The organism is Bacillus sp. (in: firmicutes), from assembly GCA_012842745.1.
Lineage (GTDB): Bacteria > Bacillota > Bacilli > Bacillales > Bacillaceae_J > Schinkia.
In genome coordinates, this window is the sequence record DUSF01000037.1 from 128,816 (window position 1) to 154,952 (window position 26,137).

The following is a 26,137-nucleotide window of genomic DNA, read 5'->3' on the forward strand; positions in this document are numbered from 1 at the left end:
TGGGCACTAACCTCATTATGGAGCTAGGGGCCCCTAATAAGATTCTTCAATAAAACTTAAAAACGCAGAGATGAGCGACAAATTTTTATTTTCCATTAAACAAGAAAAATAAAAATGCCTTGTCACTTGAAAATCATCCAACGTAATTATTTTAACACGTCCGAACTTTTCGGCTCGTTCCGCCGCATACGATGATACAACCGTCACGCCAAGACCAGCCTCAACCGCCGCAATGACCGCCTCCGTACTGCCCAACTCACCGACAACCTTCATTTCTTCAAAAGAATAACCAAGGGATTGAACCGTTTTCTCGAGCGATGACCTTGTGTCCGAATTTTCTTCCCGTAAAATCCATTCAACGTCAAATAAATCGCGAAACTCTTTTATATCCTCCTCAAAAAAATCATTTGGTGCAATAATGCTTAACTTATCGCTAACAATTGGTTTTGAAAAAAGAATCGGCGCTCCTAATGGCTCACCAGTAATCGCGACATCAACGGAACGATTCTTCAGCCAATCGACAACATCCTTGCTCCCAGAAATTTTCATACTAAAATCAACCTCAGGGCAGATTCCTTTAAAATTTTTAATAATTTTCGGAAGGAGATATTCAGAAGGGATTGTACTTGCTCCAATTACGAGTTTTCCAACTGGTTTTCCACCTAAAAATTGTGTCTCAAGCTCTTCCCACAGCTTTAAAATTTCTTTTATCCTCGTGTAAATAATTTCCCCTTGTGGTGTGAGCTGTACCCCTTCTCCTGTGCGCTTTACTAATTTTATTTTAAAATGCTCCTCAAGCGCCTGGATTCGCAATGAAATCGCTGGCTGGGAAACCGATAACTGCTTCGCTGCATCTTGAAAGCTTTTTAGTTGGACAACTTTTTCAAACGCTTTAAGATTGTTTAAATTCATAATTGATCACGACCTATTATTTACATTTTTAAACATTCCTCATAAAGCTTTATAAATGCCTTTATTTCATCTTCAAAACAGTGCTGCGATTGAATGTGGTTCTTTGCATGGTGAATGATGCTTTTTCTTTGTTCTTCATCATGCATAACCGCTTCGATTTTTTGTGAAAATTCTACTCTCGTTTTAAAAAGAAAACCATTTATTCCATCTTGGATGATGCTTGCATTTCCTGGATTGTTACGAGCCAAAACGAGACAGTCCATATCCATCGCTTCTAATAATGCTGATGATTGCCCTTCGGATATAGACGTATTTAAAACAAAATCAGCCCATTTGTATAGTGATTTCATTTCTTCGATTGGAACATTTTCTAAAAAATGAAGCCAATTATATTTTCTCATATAGTGCTGCAGTGTTTCATAAATTTCTCCATCTAAAACCATTCCCGCAATCACGAATTGTAAATGAGGATATTTCTTTTGCAAAGAAATAAGCTCTTCCATTAAATAAAAAATATCCTTTACTGCTCTTAACCCAGCTGGTAATAAAATAGCTGGGTCTCCTTTAATTAAAGGAAGCTGATTGTCCTGCTTTTCCTCATTTGATGGTGGAAACCAGACACTCTGTGGGATAACATGCAGCTTTAGATTCATATCGCTGTAGGCATTCCTTAGCTTTAGTTTAGCATCATTAGTAAAGACAGTAATGGCACTAGTCCTCTCTAAAAGACTTCGCATGTCCCCTCGATTCACATCGTTATCCAAATCATGGTTAACATCGGTACCCCCATTTGTCATGACAAATGGCTTATTTAACTCGAAATTTGTCTCTTTTAACCATTTAGAAAAGCGATAAAAATGAATAATATGGATTAAATCACAATGATCTGCAATCGTTTGTATTTCGTCATTCCATCTTTCCTCTTCATAAGCAAACACCGTGACATCAAAACCGTTTTGCTTTAGGCCTGCAGAAATTCGCTTAGCTGTTGTTGAATTCCCACGGTTTTCTTTAAAATACGGCGTTAGCAGTAAAATCTTTGTTGCTGACAATCTTTATGACACCCACTTTCTTTTATCCTCCACTCTTTTTGTCAGCTTTAAAGAATCAAACAGCTCTAATAATGGAATTAAATATTTTCTTGTCAAGTTAAGAACATCCTTCGCATCTTTTACTGTAAATTCAGCTCCTGTTTTTTCCTTCAATAAGTTAGCCGTTTTCTTTATTGCTTCGGTAGAAATAAGGTGATTTTCATCTAGTGAAACACAGTTTTTCGCTTGCAATAAATAGTGCTTAAAATCGTCCTTGTACTGTTCAGGAACTCCAGCTCGCTCCATATATTGTTCAAATGGCTGCACTTCAATTTCATCCTTCTCAATTGCAGCGACAACTCCCTCCATTCGCTTCTTCCATTTTTCAGGATAATGTGGTGAAAATGTCGCTAGTTGTATATATTGCTCTTGTTTCTTTAAAAAACTTTCCTCTATTAATTTTTCAATTACAAATTCAACTAGACGCTTCGGATATAAATCCAAAAATAAATGCCCGATTTCGGCTTTATTAAAACCTAAACGAAGCGAAAATTCTTGATGGTAGTCCGCTAATTTTTCTGCGAGCCTATTTTTAATAAATTGATAATCGGCATATAACCCATATTCACGAGTGGCAAGTTCAAAAATTGTCATGCCTTTTTCGGCTTCGATGATTGTAGTCAATTCCTCTTGATCAAGCGATGAAAATTGCAACAATTCATCAAAAGTCAAGAGCGCCTTTTCTTTTAATAGTGAAAGAATCCGTTCATTTGGTGTACCTTCCTTTTTTTGTAAAAGTATCGTTAAGGTTTCCTCACCAAAGCGATATTTCTTCCCTTTTGGATCAATAATCCAGCCACCGCCAACCGTTTCTATCGGTGTCGGTCTGCGCAAAATAATGCGATCGCCGCGTTTACAGACAATAGACTCGTCTAAACGGATCTGACAAACGACCTCCTCTTCTTCATCAATAAGCTCATTGCGGTCAAAAAAAACGATTTTACCCATCACTTCCGTTGTCCCAGTGTGAAGCTTGATAGGTGCCCGCTGCTTAATTGGTGCTTGGAGGTCGCTGACAAATTTCGCTGTAATATCTATTGTATCTGTTACTAAAAAATGCTCTGAGGATACTACAACATCTCCACGAGCCACTTCTTGTTTGGAAATACCACCCAAATTTAAAGCTGCCCTTTGCCCAGCTTTTGCCTCATCCACTTGTTCGTGATGGACTTGAATTTGCCTCACCTTTACAGGAATTCCTTGTGGCAATACTTTCAATGTACTTCCTTTTTCAACAACTCCCTCATAAACTGTACCTCTAACAATCGTGCCTTGTCCTTGGACAGTAAAAACTTGGTCAATCGGCAAGCGGAACGGACCTCTCGCATCTTTCATTTCTATTTTCTCCAGTTCTTTCTTTATTTGCTCTTTCAATTGTTCTAAGCCTTTTTTCGAAAGACTGTCTACGAACACAAATGGAGCAAATTCAAACACCGTCCCCTGTAAATTTTCTCTAATATCCTCTTGAACAAGCTCTAGCAATTCCTCATCAACCCGGTCAATTTTACTAATGGCAACGATTCCATTTGTGATTCCTAAAAAAGACAATATTTCCAAATGTTCTTTCGTTTGCGGCATCACACCCTCATCTGCGGCAATCACAAGAATCACTAAATCAATTCCAGCAACACCCGCAATCATTTGCCGAATAAAGCGCTCATGTCCAGGTACATCTATAATCGAAACTTGAAGTTCGTGATCAAGCTTTAATGGTGCATATCCTAATTCTATCGAAATATTTCTTTCTTTTTCTTCTTTTAGCCTGTCTGTATCAACATTTGTCAAAGCTTTTGTTAACGATGTCTTGCCATGGTCAATATGCCCGGCCATCCCAATCGTATAATGACGTTGTGCCAAAGTCTTCACCCACTTTTCTATCATTACATTTTACTTTAATCTGTCTTGGAAAACTATTCAAGTGTAACGAACTTTAGGAGGGTAAAACAAAAAAAGTTCACCATTTTTGGTGAACGTAATATAGAGGAATACATTATGGCGAACAACAATAGCTAGGGAATTTGTTGCTCACAGATTGTATCGGTTATAGTACAAAAGTTTTTACTGGCAATATGCGGCAACTCGCTTTTTATGGTTTAATTAAATAGAAAGAGATTATCCATTCAATTTAGCTAGGAAGAGGGATAAATAAACATGTGGTATACAAAAGATATGGCGAAAGTTGCAACTGAACTAGCAACTAACACAGATACAGGTTTATCAAGCACAGAGGCAAAAAAACGATTAGAAAAGTTTGGAACAAATGAATTTAGTGAGCATAAAAAAGAATCAATTTTCAAGTTATTTTTCGAACAAATCAATAGCCTGTTAATTTATATTTTAATTGGTGCCGCCGTCATTTCTATCGTTGTTGGCGAATATAGTGACGCTGCCATAATCATTTTTGTTATTTTGCTTAATTCCGTTATTGGTGTCATCCAAGAATCGAAAGCGGAAAAAGCTTTGGAAGAACTGAAAAAAATGACTACCCCAAAAGCAATTGTAAAACGTGATGGCATGGTAAAAGAAATTCCATCCGAACAAATTGTTCCTGGTGATATTGTCATTATTGATGCCGGGCGCTTTATACCAGCGGACTTACGCTTAATGGAGACGGCTAATTTTAAAGTCGAAGAGTCTTCGTTAACCGGAGAATCCGTTCCAGTTGATAAAAATGCAAATTGGCTTACAACGGATGAAGCCCCTATTGCCGACCAGCACAATATGGCCTTTATGTCTACATTGGCAACCTATGGACGGGCCGTTGGTATTGTCGTTAGCACAGGGATGCAGACTGAAATCGGCAAAATCGCAAATTTACTTGGAAAACAAGAAAAAGAGCAAACACCATTACAAAAAAAATTAGCTGAGCTTGGCAAAATTCTTGGCATTGGTGCAGTCATCGTCTCCATTGTCATCTTTCTCATCGGTTTTTTTCAAGGAAGAGATATTCTAGATATGTTTTTAATTTCTGTAAGCCTTGCAGTTGCAGCAATTCCTGAAGGCCTTCCAGCAATCGTTACGATTGTGCTTGCCCTTGGTGTCCAGCGTATGATTAAACGCCGCGCTGTTGTCCGCAAGCTACCTGCTGTGGAAACGTTAGGTGCTGTTAGTGTTATTTGTTCTGATAAAACAGGTACACTCACACAAAATAAAATGACTGTAACGAAGGTCTTTGCGAACGGTACATACGTTGCGATGGACTCGTCCCTTTTAAGAGGTCCGAAATATTCCCGCTTTTTTGAAGCGATGGCCCTTTGTAATGATGCTGTTTGTACCGAAAAAGAACAATCGGGGGACCCAACTGAAATCGCCCTTGTAGCGGCTGCCGAGGCTGTTGGCTTTGATAAACAAATTCTTGATAAAAACTATGAACGGGTTTTTGAAATTGCTTTTGATTCAAATCGGAAAATGATGACGACTGTTCATCAACATAACGGCCGAACCTTCGTTATGGTAAAAGGAGCATTAGAAAGCATCTTACCGAAAACATCATATTGGATAACTGGCGGTAAAAAGAGCGCTTTAGATGCTTCAGAAGCGAAAAAAATAAAAAACCAAGCTAATGAAATGTCTCTTGAAGCGTTACGTGTGCTTGCAATTGCCTATAAAGAAATCTCTTCCTTCAGTGCCTTCACGGCAGAACAATTAGAAAAAGACCTTATTTTTCTCGGTCTTACCGGGATGATTGACCCGCCAAGGGAGGAAGTAAAAGCATCGATTGCCCAATGTAAAAATGCCGGAATCCAAACAATCATGATTACTGGTGATAATCAGAAAACCGCGTTTGCAATTGCAAAAGAGCTTGGAATTGCAAACGCGGAAGTCGAAGCGATGGCAGGTGCGGACTTGGACAAGCTAAGTGAGTCTGAATTATGTGAAAAAGTCAACAAAATCCGCGTGTTTGCCCGCGTGTCACCTGAGCATAAAGTAAAAATTGTCAAGGCATTAAAAACGAATGGACGGATTGTGGCGATGACTGGCGACGGCGTCAATGACGCCCCATCTTTAAAACAGGCCGATGTTGGTGTGGCAATGGGAAAAGGTGGTACTGATGTTGCAAAGGGAGCCGCAGATATTGTGCTAACAGATGATAACTTTGCAACCATTGTTGCTGCCGTTGAAGAAGGAAGAAATATTTATCAAAACATAAAAAAATCAATCTTGTTTTTATTATCATGTAATCTCGGGGAAATTATCACACTATTTATAGCCATCATCCTTGGTTGGCCTGCCCCGCTAACTGCTGTTCATATTTTATGGATTAATTTAATTACAGATACATTGCCGGCAATTTCACTTGGACTGGACCCTGATGACCGTGATGTTATGAAGCAACAACCACGTTCCATTAAAGAAAGCATCTTTGCTCATGGCGGCGGAACATTTACATTGCTTTACGGCATGTTAATTGGTTTCTTAACATTATTTGCTTTTGTTACTAGCTTACATTATTACACCGGAGGAGCATCGATTTTAGCAATTGACTTTGCAAATATTAATGATGATGCGCTTATCCACGCTCAAACAATGGCATTTGTTACACTTAGTGTTTCTCAATTATTTCATTCTTTGAATTTGCGCAGTACAAAAAAATCACTTTTCCAAGTTGGTCTTTTTACGAATAAGTTTTTACTGGCATCAATACTTTTAGGGGTTCTAATTCAAGTCATTTTAGTTTCTACTCCTGTTTTTAATAACATTTTTGGGATTCATATGTTAACTGTAAAAGACTGGTTGTTCGTTCTAACTGTTTCACTTGTACCAGTTATTTTTAGTGAACTTTCAAAAGCATGGAAACGGATTTTTTAATAAAAACGGGAATCATTCAAGCCGTTTGATTCCCGTTCTACCCATACCAAAACCGAACAGTGAGAATCAGCATGCTATAGCCTAAATTATAAAGCCTATAGCTGCTGCAATAACACCGACTACTATGGAGGATGTCACATAAAGAAGCGCCAAATTAGTTTTTTTCGCTTCTATTAACATGATTGTTTCATATCCAAAAGTTGAGAAGGTTGTATAGGCTCCGCAAAATCCTACCCCGAGAAAAAGCCACAGCCATTCATCCATTTGCCCTTGCATATGAAGATTAACGATAACCCCCAGTAAAAAGGAACCTGAAATATTTATAACCAAAGTAGCTAATGGAAAGCCAAACAAGCCATTAGAACGTCCATTTATAAATTTTCCTAACAAAAAACGAGCTACAGCACCTAAAGCACCACCAAGACCAACAATCCAAATCATACAATGTCGCCTTCTTTTTTCTGGGGAATGGCTATTTTACTGCCAATAAAAGCTAATAATAAACCAAATATTATACTAGCAATCACATAAAATGCTCCAAGTAAAACATGGTCATTTTCGAATAGCTGGATTGTTTCAACAGAAAATGTTGAAAAAGTCGTAAAAGAGCCAATAAACCCAGTTCCGATAAATAAAGTTAATCTAGGCCAAATCTTTTTTCTTTGTTTCATAAATGTTAGAAACCATCCTAGTAAGAAACACCCCACTAAATTTACAAATAAAGTTGCAAAAGGGAAAACATCAGCAGAATGAAACCATTCCCCAACACTAAACCTTGCGATGGCTCCAAAAAATCCGCCAATCATTACTAAAATTACTTGCATCTTGAAACACCCTTTAATCGCTATGAATTTATACTTGGCTTGGCTCAATAACACCGCTTTCCATTATCGCTTGTCTCATTCGGTCTGGAATCGTAATAGCCTGTAGCTTTTCACCATCAAAGCTCGCTAATGCCCTAACTTGATAACCTTCCGCTATTTTATTGCCTTCTTTCATAAATATGTGGCCAAATTTAATAACTTTGTTGTGCAGCCCGATAATATTTGTATGAAGAACAACATGGTCTGCAAAATAGAGCGGCTTTTGAAAATTGCATTTAGACTCGATAACTGGAATTCCGATTTTTTCATCGCGGACAAGATTTAAAAGTGGGAAACCAATACTCTCAAAATAATAATGGACCGCTTGATCCATCCACTTATAAAAATTAGGATTGTAGACAATCCCAGCAGCGTCAGTGTCACCCCATTCAACACGAAATTCATATGTATGTGCTTGCATTTTTATCCCCCTATTAAAAAACAATTTTTACAACAACCATAAAAAATGGCTATTACTTATTCTTATTTTAACAACTTTACATTTATTTGTAACTTTATCATTTCGTTATTTTAAAATCGCCTGCAACGAGATCCAATAGTATTTCTTCCAACTATTGCTCATGAAAACGACCACTGTCATCATGTATAATTTCTTATATGGAGGTGTAGTTGAATTTGGAATTATTACTAATGACGATGATTATCTTGATTCCGATTTATTTTTATAAAAAAGCCCATCAAAATACGAAGGATGTCACCATAAATAAAGTAAAAATAAATGATAACAGCTTAACCTGTATTGACTATCGTCCTACATTAAAAATATTACAGCTTTCTGATTTGCATCTTGAGAATATTTCGATTTCCTCAACAGAACTATTTGAAAAACTTAAAGATGAAACAATTGATTTAATTACCCTTACTGGCGATTTTCTAGATAGAAAGTGGACCATTCCTAAACTAATTCCTTACCTTGAGGTATTAAACGAGCTGAATGCAAAATATGGAATTTATGCCGTTTTAGGTAACCATGATTATGTATTAAGAAACAAGGATCTAGAAAAATTAGTCCATACATTGGAACAATATAACTGCAAAGTTCTGCAAAATGACAATGAAATCATTTATGTTCACGGGCACCCTGTAAACATCATTGGCATCGATGACTTTAGTACAAAACGTAGCAATCTTGACGCATCCTATAAAAAAATAATACAAGGAACAAATCTTGTAATAACACATGACCCAAATATTGTTTTGCATATGAAAAATTACCATTTTGATTATTTGCTTGCAGGTCATTTTCACGGAGGACAAATTTGTTATCCAAAAGCCTATCACCTTGTAAAAATGGGAAAGCTAGCGCGAATGGATATTATTAAAGGGCTCCATGTCCACGATGGAAAGCCATTTTATATAAGTGAAGGGCTTGGTCAAACTGGGGTTAATATCAGGGTAGGAAGCCGTCCGGAAATAACTTTGCATGAACTTCATTTAACCGTTGCTGAGAACGAAAAAATCCAAGCGATTTAATTCACTAGCGGACATTGAATCCGTTATTTACAAATAAACACTCGAAAATCATTGTGATAAGGACACTGAATCCGTTATTTAGGGAATAAGTGTCCGTATAAAGTTACCTTCTATCAAATTCTGTACAATTTCGTTAACTTATCCGTTGACATAAACAAATATTTTGGGAAATGATGCTTACAAATTTGGCGAATAGACCGATTTCTACTTGAAAGAATTTCGATTGGCAAAAAAGCAAACCATTTAAACCATTTATAGACGGGATGGGCAATATCGAATATTTCGAAACCGAGTCGTTCACAGCCTTTATTTAAATGAGTAATGCCGACAATTCCTTTAATTTTATTTGAACTATTGTTCGTTTGAATAAACTGTTCGATGCCCGGCAGGGACTCGTGAACATGGCGGTAAATAATTTTTGCCTTTTTTAGTTCGCTTTTTATATCATATAATTCCTTCAAGAGCTTTACATTATGAAGGTGGATTTTCACTAAAAGATCATTTTTTGTTATTTTTGTTCCATCAGCAAGAACGACGTCTCTGCCTTTATATTTGGTGAGCCTTACTCTAAATATATTGCTTTCCGTTCCTGTCCGTGGAGGAAAGGTAAGACGGGTACAGCTAAAATAAAAAGGATCGAAAAAATTCCAAATCGAAAGAACATAGCCTCGCATTGTGCCAGCCTCTCCTTCGTTGTAGCTTTTCCTCTTATTTTGAGCATCCACGGCAATATTATTTTTGTAAAAATAAGGAAGCAAGAGAGCCGTCCGAGACCACTGAAAAAGTAGCTTTCATAATCCATATACATTTCAAATATATGGTAATCGGACAATAAATGGCCTAGAGCGGACAATAAGTTTGAAATGGCTCAATTTTTTCAGTGGTCTCGAACCGTCCCCAGCTTCCGGCTACGTCAATTCAATTTGCCGTGTTTCAATACCAAATAGGCCGACTGTCAAAACTCCAACAATAATGCTAGTACAAAAAATTGTAAAAATAAACCCAATGGAGTAGCCAGCTGTCACAAGCGACCCTACTAAAAGCGGGCCAAGTATTCCACCTATTCTTCCAACAGATGCAGCCATCCCAGTTCCCGTTCCACGGATAACAGCTGGATATTGTTCAGGTGAATAGGCATAAAGCGCACCCCATGCTCCAAGGTTAAAAAATGATAATAAAATTCCCGCAACCATAAGCAGTGTGGTTGTTTCAGCTATGCCAAACACAAAAGCGGAAGCAGCTGTTCCTAATAAATAAGTAATAAGAACGAATTTTCGGCCAATTCGTTCGATAAACCATGCCGCGGTAAAATAACCTGGTAGCTGCGCCACTGTCATAATTAATACATATTCAAAACTTTGAATCATGTTGAATCCCTTCATCACCATCACACTTGGCAACCATAGAAACATCCCGTAATAGGAAAAAACAACTGTAAACCATAATATCCACAACACAAATGTAGAGCGTGTATATTGTGGTGACCAAACATCCTTAATATTTTGCAAAACCGAACGCTTATCTGCCTTTTTTGGTGAAAACGCTGGGGAATCTGGCAAGTTAATTCGTAAATAAATAGCATAAAATGCCGGCAGGGCACTTAGTAATAAGGCAGTTTTCCAACCAAAAGACGGAATTATAAAATATGAAATTAAAGCTGCAAGCAACCAGCCTACTGCCCAAAAACTTTCTAAAAGCACAACAATTCGACCTCGATCATGGGCAGGAACCATTTCCGATACTAATGTTGAAGCTACTGGCAGCTCGCCACCTAATCCCATCCCTACTAAAAAACGCAACACAAGAAAAGCTGTCAATGTCGTAGCCAATGCCGATAATCCGCTCGCAAGCGAAAATAAAACTAACGTGATGATAAATATATTTTTCCGACCGATTCGATCAGCCCAAAGTCCAAATACAAAGGCGCCAACTGCCATCCCAATTGAATTAATACTACCAATCCAGCCCATTTGCTCTGGTGTCAAATTCCAAGCCGCTTTCAATGCGGCAATAATAAAGGACAACATCCCAACATCCATTGCGTCAAACATCCAGCCTAATCCGGCAATTCCAAGCACCTTTCTTCGGGAATTTATCTTCTTCATTATGCCTTACCCCCTGTCATGACACTTGTCTTTAACTCATTACTATAGAAGGATATCGTTCAAAAAACAAGTTTTGTATTACAGTATCTTAATTAAAAATTGTACGAAATTCGTAACGTTTATGTCACCATTCCGAAACAGGTACCGCATCCACTTCGTACCTTTATAACTTAAAATAAAGGTAGCAGTACGATAACGCTTACATTTAACTTGAGAGAATTTACTATTGTAATAAAGAAAGGAATGTTGAAATATGGACTATCGGCAAATTATCACTAAAATCGAGAATGACAAAATCAATTTAATTAAAATGTTAGACAATAAAAACTTATCAAAAGAAGAATATGAATCCATTAAACGCGCGATTGACAACTATGACTATATTATTGAAGTAGCAGAAATGAATCACTATGAACGCGGAGCCGTACATTAATTTCATTAACCTAAAGAAGCTGCCCAAAAATTGTTGGCAGCTTCTTTTCATTTGTAGCGTCTACTATCTTAAATACGGCTATTGAGGAATATTCCCCCCTGCTACTCTGTCTCCAGAATCACCTGAAGGATCCGTTTTTAAATCATCCTCTTTTGCATGGATGATAAGAGATTTTCCTAATATGCTGTTACGCACACCTTTCTCTAAAGACACATCTTCAAGAATAACAGCTTCGTCTACTTTTCCATCTTTATCTGCAACTAGGTTTGGCATATCGCCTAAATGAGCACCTTTCGGATTATCATGGCCGTGTTTTTTATTTGTTGGATTAAAATGAGCGCCTGCTGTAGTAAAATCACCATTTGTAATTGGATTTTCATGAACATGAAAGCCATGCTTTCCAGGCGTCAGCCCTGATGCCTCAACTTTTACAATCACATGCTTGCCCATCTGCACTAAACCAGCAACCCCAATAACATCCCCGTTTCTGTTGTACAAGTCAAGATGGGTAGTTGTAATATGATAAGGAAAACTATCAACTTTACTAGTTTCCTCTACCACCACATTGGATGTATTAGCTAATGTAAATCCTGCCATAACAAGCAGCCCTGTTACAATCATTAATATCGTAAAAGTACGCTTTTTCAAATCAAATCATCCTCTTCCAATTATTGTTATTAAAATTATTCCACCAAAAAGCATATATATACATGACCTCCATGAATCTCTTCTTTCGTAAGAATTTCCCCAAGCTTTACAAGCGAATTTCTTACATTCATTTGTTGGTTTATAATAACAATAAGTTAGTACTTTATTACAAAAAAAGGAGGATTTTCAATATGAAGCTAAAAGAAAAAACAGCAATCATAACAGGGGCTGGATCAGGTATGGGTAAAGCAATTGCAAAGTTATTTGCAACTGAAGGGGCTAAAGTAGTTGTAGCGGATATAAATAAAGAAGCTATTGATTCTGTCGTTCATGAAATTAAAGCTGATGGCGGGCAGGCTGTTGGTGTTGTTGCAAACGTTGCCAAGCAAGAAGATGTTGATAACATGATAAACACAGCTGTTCAAACCTTTGCATCATTGGATGTTCTTGTAAATAATGCTGGAATTATGGATAATTTCACACCTGTTGGAGACGTAACAGATGAATTGTGGGATCGTGTAATCGCTGTTAATTTAACTGGTCCTTTAAAAGTAGCACGTGCTACTATTAATATTATGGAAAAACAAGAAAGTGGTGGTGTTATTATTAATAATGCCTCGGTTGGTGGGTTGTTCGGTGCTCGTGGTGGCGCGGCATATGTTGCTTCTAAACATGGTTTAATAGGTCTGACGAAAAATATTGCTGCCACGTACGGAACGTATGGAAAAATCCGTGCCAATGCCATCGCTCCAGGCGGAGTTCAGACAAATATCCAATCTACCATTACAGCACCACATGAACTAGGATTAAAAGCAATATCTGACATGGGTTCAAGTAAAATAGGCGATCCGATACAAATTGCGCAGGTTGCTTTGTTCCTAGCTTCTGAAGAATCAAGCTTTATAAATGGAGATGTAATCAAAGTAGATGGTGGCTGGACTGCTAGATAAACATTCGGGACTAAAAAGATGCCTAGTGCCAATTAATTTCATTGGCATTAGGCACCTCATTCTGTTACATTTTTAATCAAATTTGGCGGGACCGTGTGAGAATCGAACTCACCTGACCTGGCACGCAGGTCACGGATGGTTTTGAAGACCACGGAGGACACCAGTGCCCCATCCGGCCCCAATTAAATATTATTACAAATCACATTATACTTCCATTGCTAGATTAAATCAATGAAAATGAAAAAACGCCGCATTGAACGACGTTTTTTGCGCTAACCCTCACTTACTCTACCTCTTGTTGGATGGGTTGCTTTTTCCATTTCTTCCTTTGCCATTACATTATCGTCGGCGCTCATTGCTTCACTGAATGGCTTCCCTTTTTGACTGCCACCATTTGGATTATTTCTTCGTTTCTTATTAGTCATCCTATCACACCCCTTTCATCACTTTTAGATTTCCTTTAATTAGTATGGAATATTCACCTATTGCCGTACAAAAAAGATTTCATTGGTTTTAATCCGCATTTGCTGATAAAATAAGGTTTGTGTAAGCAAGGTAACAATAGTAGAGGTGGAATTATGTTTAATAATTGGGTACAATGGGGAATTCTTTTTTGGACGGTTTTTTTGGTCGTGATGCTTTTTATAGGCGGCTTTTTTATGTTCCGCAAGTTTTTAAAACGCCTTCCAAAGGAAGATGGAAAATCCATCATGGATTGGGAAGAATATTATATTAATGAAACGCGTCATTTATGGCCTGATGACGAAAAGAAATTTTTAGAGGAGCTTGTAGAGCCCGTCCCAGAGCTTTTCCGAGATGTGGCAAGACAAAAAATTGCTGCGAAAATAGGGGAGCTAGCTTTAGAGGAAAAGGCAGATAAAATAACGGAAAGCTTCATTATTAAAGGCTATATTAAAGCAACGCCGAAGCGCGATCATAAATTTTTACGAAAAACACTTACCAAAAAAGAAATCGATATGACACCGTATGAGCATTTATTTTTAGAAAAACACGACATCCACCCAAAATAGTGGGTGTCGATGTTTTTCTTATACTGATATCCAACAAATCGTTATCATAATCAGTATGAAAAAATTGAGGCTGGCCCCGATATTTGGAGTCAGCCTCAACCTATTCTTCAACAATCTTCAAATTTACTAACGTCTTTTCAAGTCTTTTATATGAATATAACATTGCTAATCTCCACGGCAAAATCATTCCAAAAGCCAAAATAAAAAACATGCCGCTTGTTTCGCCAAAGGAAATATAGTGTCCAAGGAATGACTTCATAATGATTCTTACAAATAATAAGCCAAACAGAATAAAAATAAAAGCCTTCGAGCGCTGCAAATAAATGTGGTTGTCACGAATTTCGAATTTTGATGTTTTGATTAACAAGATTGAAAACAACATGCCGACGGAAAATGCTTCGATAAATTCGGCAAATGTAACACGAAACATCGGTACGGTGAACATTAAGAAGCCGGTGCTCATAAAAATCGGCGGCAAAATAATTTTTTTGGCATTCGTTGGTTTTTTAGCGGCTTTCATCCGTACAAATATAACCAATATAGCCATCACAAAAGCCCCAACGGTAGATACAGCTATTAGCATACTTAGCTCACTCATTTCATCTCCAAATGTGAATAGAAAAACCACTTATGACCGTTTGAGAGGATCTTAAAGTGGTTCTAATTAGTGGTTCTATTTTTCCAATACTCTTGCTACTGCCTCAAGAACACGGCTTTCATCAAACGGTTTGACAATAAAATCCTTGGCGCCAGACTCAATCGCCTCTACGACAAGCTTTTGTTGCCCCATCGCCGAGCACATAATAATCTTTGCATTTGGATCAAACGCTTTTATTTGCTTTACAGCCTCAATACCTGTCATTTCCGGCATTGTTATATCCATTGTGACAATATCTGGCTGAAATTCTTTATACTTTTCAATTCCATTTCGGCCATTTTCTGCTTCCCCAACAACATCATGATTGCCTTTTTGCAAAATATTTGTAAGAGTCATTCTCATAAATTTCGCATCATCAACAATTAATATTCTTGCCATTTTTTCATCTCCTTACAACTTTTGCGCCGAATGTTCATTCCACTTAGCTCTATTATTATATTTTAGCATTATTATTATATGATAATTTCCGTTCATTTTCCACTTTTTAAACTTTTAAAATCCTTGGAAACCACCAAAAATTCCTATTAAATAGGTTGTAATTTTTGTCATCCAATCAAAAAACAGGAAAATCCCCATCACAATCATCAAATATCCACCAATTTGAATTATTTTCATACTGTGTTTTCTAATCCACTGCATTCTTCCAATAAAGAAAGATAATATAAAGAACGGAATCGCAAAACCAAGCGTATAGGCAATCATATACATCATTCCAGACCCCGGATTTGACATGCTTAATGCAATCACAGCCGCTAAAATAGGTCCCGTACATGGTGTCCAGCCTGCCGCAAACCCCATCCCAATTAAAATGGAGCCAATAAAGCCTGTCGGTCTGTTTTTGAAAGTAATTTTATGATCCTTCATTAAAAACTCTGGTTTCAAAACGCCAACAATGACAAAACCGAAAAAGACTATTAAAATGGCACCAATTTGTCTTATTAAATCATTATATTGCATGAAAAACTTTCCAATGAAAGAGGTAGACATGCCTAACATAATAAAAATACTAGAAAAACCAATTAAAAAGAAGATCGTATGGAGCATGGCACGCCTTTGCATCATTGCATTATCTTCTCTTAATTCTGTCACAGAAATCCCTGTTATATAAGATAAAAACGCGGGATATAGTGGTAAACAACAAGGCGAAATAAACGATAAAAAGCCTGCACCAAACGCTAGAAATATATTTACATCAGCCATCAACGTAACAACTCCTAGAAGTATATTTCCAATACTTATACTAGTCTATCAAAACTTTTATTAAATTCATAATATTTAAATCTAACATTTTTGTGTCTATACTTTAATACCATAATATTATTTGCGGGAAGCTGCCAATATTATGTTGTTAGCAGCTCAGTATTTTCAACAATTGTATCTATTTCCGCTTTTATTATTTCGACACCATCCCTTGAACCCGTAATAGTAACAAATCGGACAGGTGTATCATATTGGTTTGCGGCAAAATTATATTTTGGATCATAATATCCTTCTAGCAGTAATTTTACAAAAAGTTCATATTGACGATTTGTAAAGCTTTCAATAATTTGATTATACAACGCTGGAGTCATCCGTTTTTTTATAACCTCAATGGCATCCATAAATTCATTATGATACTCAGCGAATTGATACGTTTCACAAATAGATTTTATTCTACTTTCAAGCGGTGAATTAATATGAATTCTAATACCATGATCTTTTCCTTGTAAAATAAAATCAGGGACAATAATTCTGCCAATTCGCTTACTTTCAGCTTCAATAATATAGTATGGAGAATCTTTCAACTCCGATAACCGCAGCCATAAATCTCTTTCGAACTCCTTCTGGGATTTTGGATTTAAGCCAATGCCGCCAAAGGTGGAGCCACGATGACCAGCAAGTCCTTCTAAATCGATAACCGGGTAGTTTTGTTTTTGGAGTGCTTGTAAAATATCCGTTTTATGGGTACCTGTGTTACCTTCAAGAACAATATACGGTTTTTCAATGGTAGAAAAAAATTCAAGATCACGTTGGATCAGTTTGCGATAGCTACGAATACCGCCTTCAAGCTGAAATAATGGTAGCTTGATCGTTCTAAAAAATGAAACCACCGTTCCACTTCTCATTCCGCCTCGCCAACAGTATACAATGATTTTCTTTTTGTGGTTAGTTTGCGCTGCAACTTGCTTACATGCTTCGTAGAGTTCAGGCAATTTTTCCGAAAAAATTTGTACACCTAATGCAATCGCTTTTTCCTGTCCAACTTGTTTATATATTGTCCCAATTTTTGCTCTTTCTTCATTGGAAAACAACGGTATATTAATCGCTTCAGGAATATGGAATTCTGCAAATTCCCCTGGGGAACGGACATCTATATAGAATACATCGTTATTTAGTGCTTCTGTAATTGTAATCTTTCGTATTTGTTCAACCATTAAGTGTGTCATCCTTTATTACCTTTTTTCATTATACTTTATCATTATAGTATTGAATGTAGGCTATTTCAAATCGAAAAGGAGCTGCCACGATTTGTGTTTTGATCCACATCTTTACGGGCAGCTCACTGAAGGATGATTGTTTATTCTTTTTTTTGAAGCTTGTTCATTTGTGACATCATTTGGTTTATTTTCTTTTGAGAAGGTTTCTGACCCATTTGTGCCATCATTACCTTTAACATTTGCTCATTAATTGGCGGATTATTTTTCAAATAATTTTCCATGTATTTTCTAGCAATGAAGAAGCCGATTGCAACCCCTGCTAGTAACGCCAAAACACCAGTTACTACATACCAATACCACATAAAAAATCTTTCCTCCTCAATAGTTGTCCTATTTTTAAAGTGTACAGGAACATCTATCATTACACAATAGTTTTCATCATTTTACGCTACATATAACGTTCTTGCTTAATCGGATTCAACCACCCAAAATGACTATTTGCAAAATCCATCGCCAAAAAGCATGTGTGATATTTGCGAAGAACCTCAAAGAAATGAGTTTCCGCATCATAACTGCCTTGTGAGGATAATTTTATAAAACGGTCATAAATTTCAAGCCTAGCAAACGAATAATTTTTACATGTAGTAGGTTTATATATAAATTGCGTTGTTTCTCCTTTATACACAGTTTCAACTGCTAGGTTTTTTTCAATAAATCTGTTGATTTCAATAACAGAAATGGGTTTCGTAATATAATGAATTTGATTTATTAATAATTGTAAACGAGCTGGATTATGCTCTTGTAATTTTTCATGAAATAAATTAAAAATTAAAATCTCTTTTCCAAAATATTCGTAGGCAACATCTTCTTTTAGAAGATAAATCAAATAGTTTCTCATACAAATTCCCCCTACTACTTTTTCTACTAAAAAGTATAGACGAAGTAGAGAGAAATGATTGTCAACTACTGGTGAAAGAATACACTAGTTTTGTCGAATGTATTTCTTCCGCAAAAAAAGGCTGACTTTTTATTCGGGTCAGCCTTCCCTTTTCTATTATTTCTCAAGCAGCGCTTTTACTTTTGCGACAACATTTGCAACTGTAAAACCGTATTCTTCGATAATTTTTTCACCAGGTGCGGATGCTCCAAACTGATCAATCGCGATGATTTCGCCTTCATCACCTGTATAGCGGTGCCATCCTTGCGAACACGCCATTTCAATTGCTAGGCGCTTTTTCACATTTTTAGGCAATACAGATTCTTTGTATTCAGGTGATTGTTCTTCAAAACGATCCCATGCTGGCATGCTAATGACTGAAACGTCAATTCCTTCATTTTGTAGAGCTTTTTGTGCTTCTACTGCCAATTGCACTTCTGAGCCTGTTGCTAAAAGAAGCGCATCAGCTGTTTCTTTTGTAGATTTACTAATAATATATGCTCCTTTTTTCACACCTTCATAAGCATTTTCAACCGTTCCAGGAATCGTTGGCAAGCCTTGACGTGAAAGAATTAAAGCCGTTGGTTTATTCGTACTTTCAAGAGCAACCCGCCATGCTGCTACCGTTTCGTTGCCATCTGCAGGGCGAATTGTTGATAAATTAGGCATGGCCCGTAATGATGCTAATTGTTCAATTGGCTCATGTGTTGGGCCGTCTTCACCAACAGCAATACTGTCATGAGTAAAGACGTATGTTACAGGTAAGCCCATCAATGCTGCCAAACGAATTGCCGGGCGCAAGTAATCAGAGAACACAAAGAATGTTCCTCCGAAAACTTTCACACCACCATGTAGTGCCATCCCATTTAAAGCAGCACCCATCGCAAATTCACGCACACCGAACCAAATATTACGGCCGCTATAATCTGATGCCGAGAAATCGCCTTCGTCTTTCATTGTTGTTTTGTTTGAACTTGCTAAATCAGCAGAGCCGCCGAAAAATTGCGGAACTGCTTTAGCAATGGCATTAATTGTTAGCCCTGATGAATCACGACTTGCCGCTTTCGTTCCCACTTCATATTTTGGAAGGTCCTTGTCCCAACCTTCTGGAAGCTTGCCGGAAATCGCTTGTTCTAGTTGTTGACCTAATTCTGGATATTTTTCTTTATAGTCAGTAAATAATTGGTTCCATGATTGTTCCAACTGCCCGCCTGCTTCTTTTACCTCTTTATTAAAATGAGCATAGACTTCCTGCGGCACATGGAAATCTTCTGCAAATGTCCAGGCATATGATTCCTTCGTTAGTATAATTTCGTCTTTCCCTAGTGGCGCACCATGGGAAGAAGATTTACCCCCTTTATTAGGAGAACCATAGCCAATCGTTGTTTTTACTTCAATTAAAGTAGGACGGCCTACGTCTTTTCTCGCTTCTTCAAGTGCTTTCTCAATTTCTTGTAAGTTATTGCCATCTTCCACACGCAACACTTGCCATCCATAGGCTTCATAGCGCTTCATAACATTTTCAGAAAACGAACGATTTAACTCGCCATCTAAAGAAATATCATTTGAATCATATAAAATAACGAGACGGCCAAGCTTTAGGTGACCTGCAAGGGAAGCAGATTCACCAGAAACACCTTCCATTAAGTCACCATCACCGCAAATGCTATATGTAAAATGATTAATGATTTCAAAGTTTTCTTGATTATATTTTGCTGCTAAATGTCTTTCCGCCATTGCCATTCCGACAGCTGTCGCCACACCTTGTCCAAGCGGGCCTGTTGTTGCCTCTACTCCAGGCGTATGTCCATATTCAGGATGCCCAGGTGTTTTTGAGCCCCATTGGCGGAAATTTTTCAAATCATCCATTGATACGTCATAACCAGTTAAATGTAATAGACTGTAAAGTAGCATCGAGCCATGCCCAGCTGATAACACAAAACGGTCACGGTTAAACCAAGTAGGATTAGCTGGATTATGTTTCATAAATTTAGTCCAAAGCGCATAAGCCATCGGAGCAGCTCCCATTGGCATGCCGGGATGTCCAGAATTCGCTTTCTCAATTGCATCAATTGATAATGTACGAATCGAACCGATTGCTAATTGTTCGATAGATATTGACATTTATTTCATCCTTCCTTATTTTTATGCTCGGTTTTCATCATAAACCGAAAAAACCATTAGTTCAACAAAATTCCCAACACTATTATACCTTTATTATTCGTTAAGAGGATACATATAATCTGAATTTAATTAATGAAGCAGATGATTACTTCTCTGCTGTTGACTCTTACGCAGTTTCTCAGGTGTAACATCATTTCCTTTCTGATCCATAACCTTTACATTATGCAATGTATCTTCAAATGACTTACGAAAATTTTTAATATACTCTTCTCTTAATTTTTGCTGCTCTTTCACTTCTTCTTTTGTAAGTCCCATCGTTTTAGATTTTTTAGATAATTCGTTAATACGATTCAGTTTTTCTTTTGAAATCAATTTGATTGCTCCTTTTTTGCAAAGATTAATAGGCCCTTCTTATTTTTTACAATAATGTGTCAGTAAATGTCCAGAAATTAAGTTTTTTTCAAACTAAAACAATATTCTTCGAACTTATGTTTGCAATACGCTACCATGTTTGTTATAATTCTAGTAATATAATCGGTTAATAGAGGTGTATGAATATGACAAAGATTTCGAAAAGACAACAAGATATTCTTGATTTTATAAAACAACAAGTCAGCAATAAGGGGTATCCACCCTCTGTTAGGGAAATCGGCGAAGCGGTTGGTCTAGCCTCAAGTTCCACTGTTCACGGACATTTGTCAAGACTTGAAAAAAAAGGCTATATTCGTAGAGACCCGACAAAGCCGCGGGCAATTGAGATTTTGACAAACGAAGAAACAATTATAATTCCAAAAGGGGAAACAATTAATGTCCCTATCATTGGCAAGGTAACGGCTGGGCTACCAATCACTGCAATTGAAAATATTGAAGATTATCTGCCATTGCCAGATCGATTAGTGCCACCAGATGGCGAGGTCTTTATCCTTGTAATTGAAGGGGAAAGTATGATTGAGGCCGGGATTTATAATGGTGATTTAATTATTGTCCGAAAGCAGAGCACCGCTACAAACGGTGATATTGTCGTGGCGATGACTGAAGATAATGAAGCAACTGTGAAACGATTTTTCAAGGAAAAAGACTATGTTCGCCTGCAGCCAGAAAACTCCAGTATGGACCCAATTATTGTCCGCACTGTTACAATCTTAGGAAAGGTTATCGGACTATATCGTTCAATTGAATAATATAGAAAAGCCCTCGACCGTAATGGTGTCGAGGGTTTGAAAATCCAAAATAATTAGTAATGAGACATATATTGTTCTCTCTCCCAGGCAGTTACGGTTGTACGGAACATATCCCATTCAATCTCTTTCGCTTCAATGAAATGTTCTGCAATATGTTCACCTAAAGCATCCATTATAACCGCATCTTCTTTTAACCTTTCCAACGCCATTCCAAGATTAGATGGCAAATCAATAATGCCATTCTCTAAGCGCTCAGCTTTGTCCATCACATAGATGTTGCGATCAACAGATTTAGGCGCAACTAATTTATTTTCAATCCCATCAAGACCTGCTGCCAAGATTACAGTCATCGCTAAGTATGGATTAGCAGATGGGTCCGCACTTCGAACTTCAATTCTTGTGCTCATGCCTCTTGCCGACGGGATGCGAATTAATGGACTTCTATTTTTCGCTGACCAGGCAACATAACAGGGAGCCTCATAACCAGGAACAAGACGTTTATATGAATTCACTGTTGGGTTGCAAATGGCTGTAAAAGCTTCAGCATGCTTCATCGTACCTGCGATGAATTGATAAGCCGTCTCACTTAATTTTAATGGGCCTTTTTCGTCAAAAAAGGCATTTTCTTTTCCTCTGAAAAGTGATACATTACAATGCATACCTGAGCCAGCAATACCAAAAATTGGTTTTGGCATAAATGTTGCATGTAAACCATGCTTACGGGCAATCGTTTTTACCACTAGCTTAAATGTTTGGATATCATCACATGCTTTAACTGCATCAGCATATTTAAAATCTATTTCATGTTGACCAGGGCCACATTCATGATGGGAGGCTTCAACATCAAAGCCCATTTCCTCGAGCTCTAACACAATATCACGGCGGCAATTTTCACCAAGATCAGTTGGGGCTAAGTCAAAATAGCCACCTTTATCATTTAACTCTAATGTAGGCTCTCCTTTTTCATCTAACTTAAATAAATAGAATTCAGGCTCAGGTCCAATGTTAAATGACGAAAAGCCCATTTCTTCCATTCTTCTTAATTGACGCTTTAAATTTCCGCGCGGGTCACCTGCAAATGGAGTACCATCTGTATTGTAAATATCACAGATTAGACGGGCAACTTTACCTTTTTCTGCAGTCCAAGGGAAAACCATCCATGTGTCATAGTCAGGATATAAATACATATCAGATTCTTCAATGCGGACAAACCCTTCAATGGAAGACCCATCGAACATCATTTGGTTATTAAGTGCCTTATCAATCTGACTAACTGGGATTTCAACATTTTTTATGATTCCTAGCATATCCGTAAATTGCAGACGAATAAATCGAACATTTTGATTTTCTGCCATTTGTTTAATATCTTCTTTTGTATACCTTGCCACTACAAGTTCCTCCCAATATTAATGAAAAAAATTAAAATTCCCTATTCCCTGCTGCTTTCTGAATCGGCCAGCTTGAATTAATTCTTTACGGAGCAACCGCCTTAATTCAGCATTTGATAATTCCTGCTGCACTCTCATGACTTGTTCTGTTTTCTTAGCAGACTCATCATCTGATTTTACGGCAAAAATCTTTTTAACTCCGGCTAAATTAACCCCTTGTTCGATTAATGATTTAATCTCTAAAAGCCGATCAACATCATTAAAAGAAAACATCCGCCTGTTACCTTCTGTTCTCGCTGGATGTATCAATTCATGTTCTTCGTAATAGCGGATTTGTCGTGCGGACAATTCAGTAAGTTGCATAACGATTCCAATCGGAAATAAGGCAAGAGTTCGACGAACGCTATCACCCATTACTGTGCCCCCTTTTGGCAAAATTGCTATTTTTCTTATGTATGTAACATGATTTTTTATATTACATCATGTTAGGTTTCATGTCAATTTGATGTTAGATTATCTAACATCGTTTTTTTAAAAAGAACATGTCACTTTACTTTATTAAATTTTTTTCTAATAATTGATTGAGCGCGGTGATAAGCGCAATTTTTACGTGTTCATATGTAAGTCCACCTTGAACATATGCTTCAAAAGGCGGTCTCATTGGTCCATCTGCTGTTAGTTCAATACTTGCGCCTTGGATAAATGTTCCTGCTGCCATAATAACATCATCTTCATAGCCTGGCATATAACTAGGCTCAGGTCTTACATGGGCATTAACAGGTGAAGCAAATTGGATTGCTTGACAAAAAGCGATCATCATCTCACGATTATGAAATTGCACAGATTGAATAAGGTCCGTTCGTTTTTGATTCCACTTCGGATACGTATGCAAGCCGAATTCCTCTAACAGTGCTGACGTAAAAATCGCGCCCTTTAATGCTTGTCCGACTATATGTGGCGCGAGAAAAAATCCTTGATACATTTCCAATAGGCTATATAATGAAGCACCAGCTTCTCGACCAATCCCAGGAGCTGTTAAGCGATAAGCACATTGCTCAACAAGCGTCTCCTTGCCGACAATGTATCCACCCGTTTTGGCAAGGCCGCCACCTGGGTTTTTTATTAATGAACCGGCAACTAAATCTGCTCCTACATGGGAAGGCTCTAGCTCTTCAACAAACTCCCCATAACAATTGTCTACAAAAACAAGCACATCCGGTTTACATTCTTTAACGAATTGAATCATTTCTTTTATTTGTTCGATTGTGAAGGATGGTCTTGTTGCATAGCCTTTAGAGCGTTGGATGCCAATTAATTTTGTGTTCGCCTTGATTGCTTTAGCAACATTTGGAAAGTCAACACCTCCATCCGTAGTTAACGGAACGGTTTCATAGGAAATATTAAACTCTTTAAGTGAGCCGTTTTGGCCACCGCGAATCCCAACAATTTCCTCCAACGTGTCATACGGTCTTCCAGTAATATAAAGCAATTCATCGCCCGGCCTTAAAACACCAAAAAGGGACAGCGTGATAGCATGCGTCCCTGAAATAATTTGCGGGCGCACTAAGCCCGCTTCTGCACCGAACACCTCTGCATATATTTTTTCAAGTGTATCTCTACCGCTATCGTCATACCCATATCCAGTAGATGGGTTAAAATGAAAGTCAGCAACCTGTTGATTTCTAAAAGCCTCTAATACACGATACTGATTTTTTTCGACAATATAATCAGTTTCATTGTGAATTGGTTTAATTTTCTCCTCAATTTTCGCAACGATTTCTTTAATTTTAGATCCATGTTTGAAATTTTTGTACATCGTAAAGCTCCTTTTAATGAATATGAAATTCCTTTGTCTGTTGGTATAATGCTAAGTTCGGATTCATATACCCTTTACATTCGTAAAGCTCTTTTTGTTCATTAAATTGCTGTTCCAATAAAACCGTTTCTGATTTTAGTTGCGCAAGTAAGCGCCCATCTGAGCTTGGAATAAGTAAATGGTAATATTCCATTTGATTGATAATCTTTGTTTCAATATTTTTCTGTAGTGTCTGTATGTCTATATCGTCATAAGCACTAATGAAAACCATATCATTTGTTGATGGGACAAAATGGGTTGAAGCTAAATCTTTTTTATTATAAACCGTTAAGATTGGAATATCTTTAATTTCAAGGTCCTCAAGTATTCTATATACTGTTTTTTCATGATTAAAATAATCAGGATTGGAACAATCAACAACATGTAAAATTAAATCCGCTTCCTTGACTTCCTCAAGCGTTGATCGGAAAGCAGCAATTAATGCCGTTGGTAGATCCTCAATAAAACCAACCGTATCAGTCAGCAATGTTGTCAATCCACAAGGTAAAAGAAACTTCCTTGTCATCGGATCAAGGGTTGCGAATAATAAATTCTCCTCAAAAGACCCTGCTTCTGTTAGTCTGTTAAAAATTGTTGATTTTCCTGCATTCGTATAGCCTACGAGCGAGAGTTGGAACGATTGATTTTTCTTTCTTCTTTCTCGGTAACGATTTCTGTGTTCTACAATCGTCCGGAGCTGTCCTTTTATTTCATCAATCCGGCGGCGAATATGGCGGCGATCGGCTTCAAGCTTCGTTTCACCAGGGCCTCTTGTACCAATACCACCACCAAGGCGTGACAAAGCTAATCCCTGTCCAGCTAGGCGAGGTAGTAAATACTCATATTGGGCAAGCTCTACTTGTAATTTACCTTCCTTCGACCGTGCCCTTGATGCGAAAATATCAAGAATAAGCTGTGTACGGTCAATCACCCTAGCCTCGAATTTTTCGGATAGATTGCGCATTTGTGATGGTGAGAGCTCATCATTGAAAATAATGATATCGATTTCCAATTCCTGTTCGAGCAGAACAATTTCTTCGATTTTCCCTTTCCCGATATATGTTGCCGAGTGCACTTTATTTCTTTTTTGCGAAAGGCTCATCAGAGCGAGGCCTTGAGCCGTTTTCGTAAGCGAGGCTAACTCATCCATTGAATATAAAAACCGTTCATCGTCCATATTCGGCAACTGACAACCTACCAATAGTGCTCGTTCTTTTTGTGTTTGATTTTCTATCAACGTC

Annotated in this window: 28 protein-coding genes and 1 tRNA gene; 6 read left to right on the forward strand and 23 right to left on the reverse strand. The window is 37.5% G+C overall.

Annotated elements, in window-relative coordinates:
• Positions 1–33: 33 nt before the first annotated feature.
• From GX497_09020 to selB, 3 genes are read right to left on the reverse strand one after another with little or no spacing between them, the layout of a single operon-like run.
• On the reverse strand, positions 34–912 hold the full coding sequence (locus tag GX497_09020; GenBank protein HHY73354.1) for a LysR family transcriptional regulator: 879 nt from the start codon (positions 910–912) through the stop codon (positions 34–36).
• 20 nt (positions 913–932) lie between these two features.
• Entirely contained in the window at positions 933–1,964 is a 1,032-nt protein-coding gene (locus GX497_09025; protein ID HHY73355.1) for a glycosyltransferase family 4 protein, read from the reverse strand.
• 3 nt (positions 1,965–1,967) lie between these two features.
• Positions 1,968–3,860, reverse strand: a complete 1,893-nt coding sequence (selB, locus tag GX497_09030; GenBank protein ID HHY73356.1) for a selenocysteine-specific translation elongation factor — start codon at positions 3,858–3,860, stop codon at positions 1,968–1,970.
• A 288-nt stretch (positions 3,861–4,148) separates the two neighbouring features.
• Here selB and GX497_09035 point away from each other — a divergent pair, with 288 nt between their 5' ends.
• Complete coding sequence (locus GX497_09035) at positions 4,149–6,812, forward strand: calcium-transporting P-type ATPase, PMR1-type (GenBank protein ID HHY73357.1); 2,664 nt, start codon at positions 4,149–4,151, stop codon at positions 6,810–6,812.
• An 81-nt stretch (positions 6,813–6,893) separates the two neighbouring features.
• Here the strand turns inward: GX497_09035 and crcB (GX497_09040) are convergent, their stop codons facing one another.
• From crcB (GX497_09040) to GX497_09050, 3 genes are read right to left on the reverse strand one after another with little or no spacing between them, the layout of a single operon-like run.
• Complete coding sequence (crcB, locus tag GX497_09040) at positions 6,894–7,253, reverse strand: fluoride efflux transporter CrcB (protein ID HHY73358.1); 360 nt, start codon at positions 7,251–7,253, stop codon at positions 6,894–6,896.
• Positions 7,250–7,636: a fluoride efflux transporter CrcB gene (gene crcB, locus GX497_09045; protein ID HHY73359.1), complete on the reverse strand. Its 387-nt coding sequence runs from the start codon at positions 7,634–7,636 to the stop codon at positions 7,250–7,252. Before crcB (GX497_09045) ends, crcB (GX497_09040) begins: the two co-directional genes overlap by 4 nt.
• 28 nt (positions 7,637–7,664) lie before the next feature.
• Complete coding sequence (locus GX497_09050) at positions 7,665–8,096, reverse strand: acyl-CoA thioesterase (GenBank protein ID HHY73360.1); 432 nt, start codon at positions 8,094–8,096, stop codon at positions 7,665–7,667.
• Between the two features lie 215 nt (positions 8,097–8,311).
• On the opposite strand from GX497_09050, the gene GX497_09055 reads away from it, so the two are divergent.
• Positions 8,312–9,169, forward strand: a complete 858-nt coding sequence (locus GX497_09055; protein HHY73361.1) for a metallophosphoesterase — start codon at positions 8,312–8,314, stop codon at positions 9,167–9,169.
• Positions 9,170–9,282: 113 nt separating this feature from the next.
• On the opposite strand, the gene GX497_09060 is transcribed toward GX497_09055, so the two are convergent.
• Together GX497_09060 and GX497_09065 are read right to left on the reverse strand one after the other, a co-directional pair.
• Positions 9,283–9,843 carry a hypothetical protein gene (locus tag GX497_09060; GenBank protein ID HHY73362.1) on the reverse strand — a complete coding sequence of 187 codons (561 nt, stop codon included), beginning with the start codon at positions 9,841–9,843 and terminating at the stop codon, positions 9,283–9,285.
• A 234-nt stretch (positions 9,844–10,077) separates the two neighbouring features.
• Positions 10,078–11,274, reverse strand: a complete 1,197-nt coding sequence (locus GX497_09065; protein HHY73363.1) for an MFS transporter — start codon at positions 11,272–11,274, stop codon at positions 10,078–10,080.
• 253 nt (positions 11,275–11,527) lie between these two features.
• Here GX497_09065 and GX497_09070 point away from each other — a divergent pair, with 253 nt between their 5' ends.
• Entirely contained in the window at positions 11,528–11,707 is a 180-nt protein-coding gene (locus tag GX497_09070; GenBank protein ID HHY73364.1) for a DUF3896 family protein, read from the forward strand.
• Between the two features lie 78 nt (positions 11,708–11,785).
• Here GX497_09070 and GX497_09075 read toward each other — a convergent pair whose 3' ends face one another.
• Positions 11,786–12,328 carry a superoxide dismutase family protein gene (locus GX497_09075; GenBank protein HHY73365.1) on the reverse strand — a complete coding sequence of 181 codons (543 nt, stop codon included), beginning with the start codon at positions 12,326–12,328 and terminating at the stop codon, positions 11,786–11,788.
• A gap of 218 nt (positions 12,329–12,546) precedes the next feature.
• On the opposite strand from GX497_09075, the gene GX497_09080 reads away from it, so the two are divergent.
• Positions 12,547–13,305 carry a glucose 1-dehydrogenase gene (locus GX497_09080; GenBank protein ID HHY73366.1) on the forward strand — a complete coding sequence of 253 codons (759 nt, stop codon included), beginning with the start codon at positions 12,547–12,549 and terminating at the stop codon, positions 13,303–13,305.
• Between the two features lie 83 nt (positions 13,306–13,388).
• On the opposite strand, the gene GX497_09085 is transcribed toward GX497_09080, so the two are convergent.
• Together GX497_09085 and GX497_09090 are read right to left on the reverse strand one after the other, a co-directional pair.
• Positions 13,389–13,485: transfer RNA gene (locus GX497_09085), tRNA-Sec, on the reverse strand.
• Between the two features lie 92 nt (positions 13,486–13,577).
• The gene (locus tag GX497_09090; GenBank protein ID HHY73367.1) at positions 13,578–13,730 is read right to left on the reverse strand and encodes a hypothetical protein; all 153 of its coding nucleotides are present in this window, start codon (positions 13,728–13,730) and stop codon (positions 13,578–13,580) included.
• A gap of 153 nt (positions 13,731–13,883) precedes the next feature.
• On the opposite strand from GX497_09090, the gene GX497_09095 reads away from it, so the two are divergent.
• Positions 13,884–14,336: a DUF2621 domain-containing protein gene (locus tag GX497_09095; protein ID HHY73368.1), complete on the forward strand. Its 453-nt coding sequence runs from the start codon at positions 13,884–13,886 to the stop codon at positions 14,334–14,336.
• A 100-nt stretch (positions 14,337–14,436) separates the two neighbouring features.
• Here GX497_09095 and GX497_09100 read toward each other — a convergent pair whose 3' ends face one another.
• From GX497_09100 to GX497_09135, 8 genes are all read right to left on the reverse strand, one after another.
• The gene (locus GX497_09100) at positions 14,437–14,919 is read right to left on the reverse strand and encodes a cytochrome c biogenesis protein CcdC (GenBank protein ID HHY73369.1); all 483 of its coding nucleotides are present in this window, start codon (positions 14,917–14,919) and stop codon (positions 14,437–14,439) included.
• 90 nt (positions 14,920–15,009) lie between these two features.
• A complete protein-coding gene (locus GX497_09105; protein ID HHY73370.1) occupies positions 15,010–15,372 on the reverse strand; it encodes a response regulator in 363 nt (120 codons plus the stop codon).
• A 114-nt stretch (positions 15,373–15,486) separates the two neighbouring features.
• Positions 15,487–16,194 (reverse strand): cytochrome c biogenesis protein CcdA, encoded by a 708-nt coding sequence (locus GX497_09110; GenBank protein ID HHY73371.1) that lies wholly within the window; start codon positions 16,192–16,194, stop codon positions 15,487–15,489.
• 140 nt (positions 16,195–16,334) lie between these two features.
• Positions 16,335–17,408 (reverse strand): tRNA 2-selenouridine(34) synthase MnmH, encoded by a 1,074-nt coding sequence (mnmH, locus tag GX497_09115; protein ID HHY73372.1) that lies wholly within the window; start codon positions 17,406–17,408, stop codon positions 16,335–16,337.
• 143 nt (positions 17,409–17,551) lie between these two features.
• Entirely contained in the window at positions 17,552–17,773 is a 222-nt protein-coding gene (locus GX497_09120; GenBank protein HHY73373.1) for a YneF family protein, read from the reverse strand.
• 86 nt (positions 17,774–17,859) lie between these two features.
• Entirely contained in the window at positions 17,860–18,309 is a 450-nt protein-coding gene (gene sirA / locus GX497_09125; GenBank protein ID HHY73374.1) for a sporulation inhibitor of replication protein SirA, read from the reverse strand.
• Between the two features lie 156 nt (positions 18,310–18,465).
• Positions 18,466–20,472, reverse strand: a complete 2,007-nt coding sequence (gene tkt, locus GX497_09130; GenBank protein HHY73375.1) for a transketolase — start codon at positions 20,470–20,472, stop codon at positions 18,466–18,468.
• Positions 20,473–20,601: 129 nt separating this feature from the next.
• Complete coding sequence (locus GX497_09135; GenBank protein ID HHY73376.1) at positions 20,602–20,844, reverse strand: DUF896 domain-containing protein; 243 nt, start codon at positions 20,842–20,844, stop codon at positions 20,602–20,604.
• 185 nt (positions 20,845–21,029) lie between these two features.
• Here GX497_09135 and lexA point away from each other — a divergent pair, with 185 nt between their 5' ends.
• Positions 21,030–21,653: a transcriptional repressor LexA gene (gene lexA, locus GX497_09140; protein ID HHY73377.1), complete on the forward strand. Its 624-nt coding sequence runs from the start codon at positions 21,030–21,032 to the stop codon at positions 21,651–21,653.
• Between the two features lie 53 nt (positions 21,654–21,706).
• On the opposite strand, the gene glnA is transcribed toward lexA, so the two are convergent.
• From glnA to hflX, 4 genes are all read right to left on the reverse strand, one after another.
• Positions 21,707–23,041, reverse strand: coding sequence for a type I glutamate--ammonia ligase (gene glnA / locus GX497_09145; GenBank protein ID HHY73378.1), 1,335 nt, complete (start codon positions 23,039–23,041; stop codon positions 21,707–21,709).
• 18 nt (positions 23,042–23,059) lie between these two features.
• Positions 23,060–23,455 (reverse strand): MerR family transcriptional regulator, encoded by a 396-nt coding sequence (locus GX497_09150; GenBank protein HHY73379.1) that lies wholly within the window; start codon positions 23,453–23,455, stop codon positions 23,060–23,062.
• Positions 23,456–23,591: 136 nt separating this feature from the next.
• Positions 23,592–24,857 carry an aminotransferase class I/II-fold pyridoxal phosphate-dependent enzyme gene (locus GX497_09155; protein HHY73380.1) on the reverse strand — a complete coding sequence of 422 codons (1,266 nt, stop codon included), beginning with the start codon at positions 24,855–24,857 and terminating at the stop codon, positions 23,592–23,594.
• A gap of 13 nt (positions 24,858–24,870) precedes the next feature.
• Positions 24,871–26,133, reverse strand: a complete 1,263-nt coding sequence (gene hflX, locus GX497_09160) for a GTPase HflX (GenBank protein HHY73381.1) — start codon at positions 26,131–26,133, stop codon at positions 24,871–24,873.
• Between the last annotated feature and the right edge of the window lie 4 nt (positions 26,134–26,137).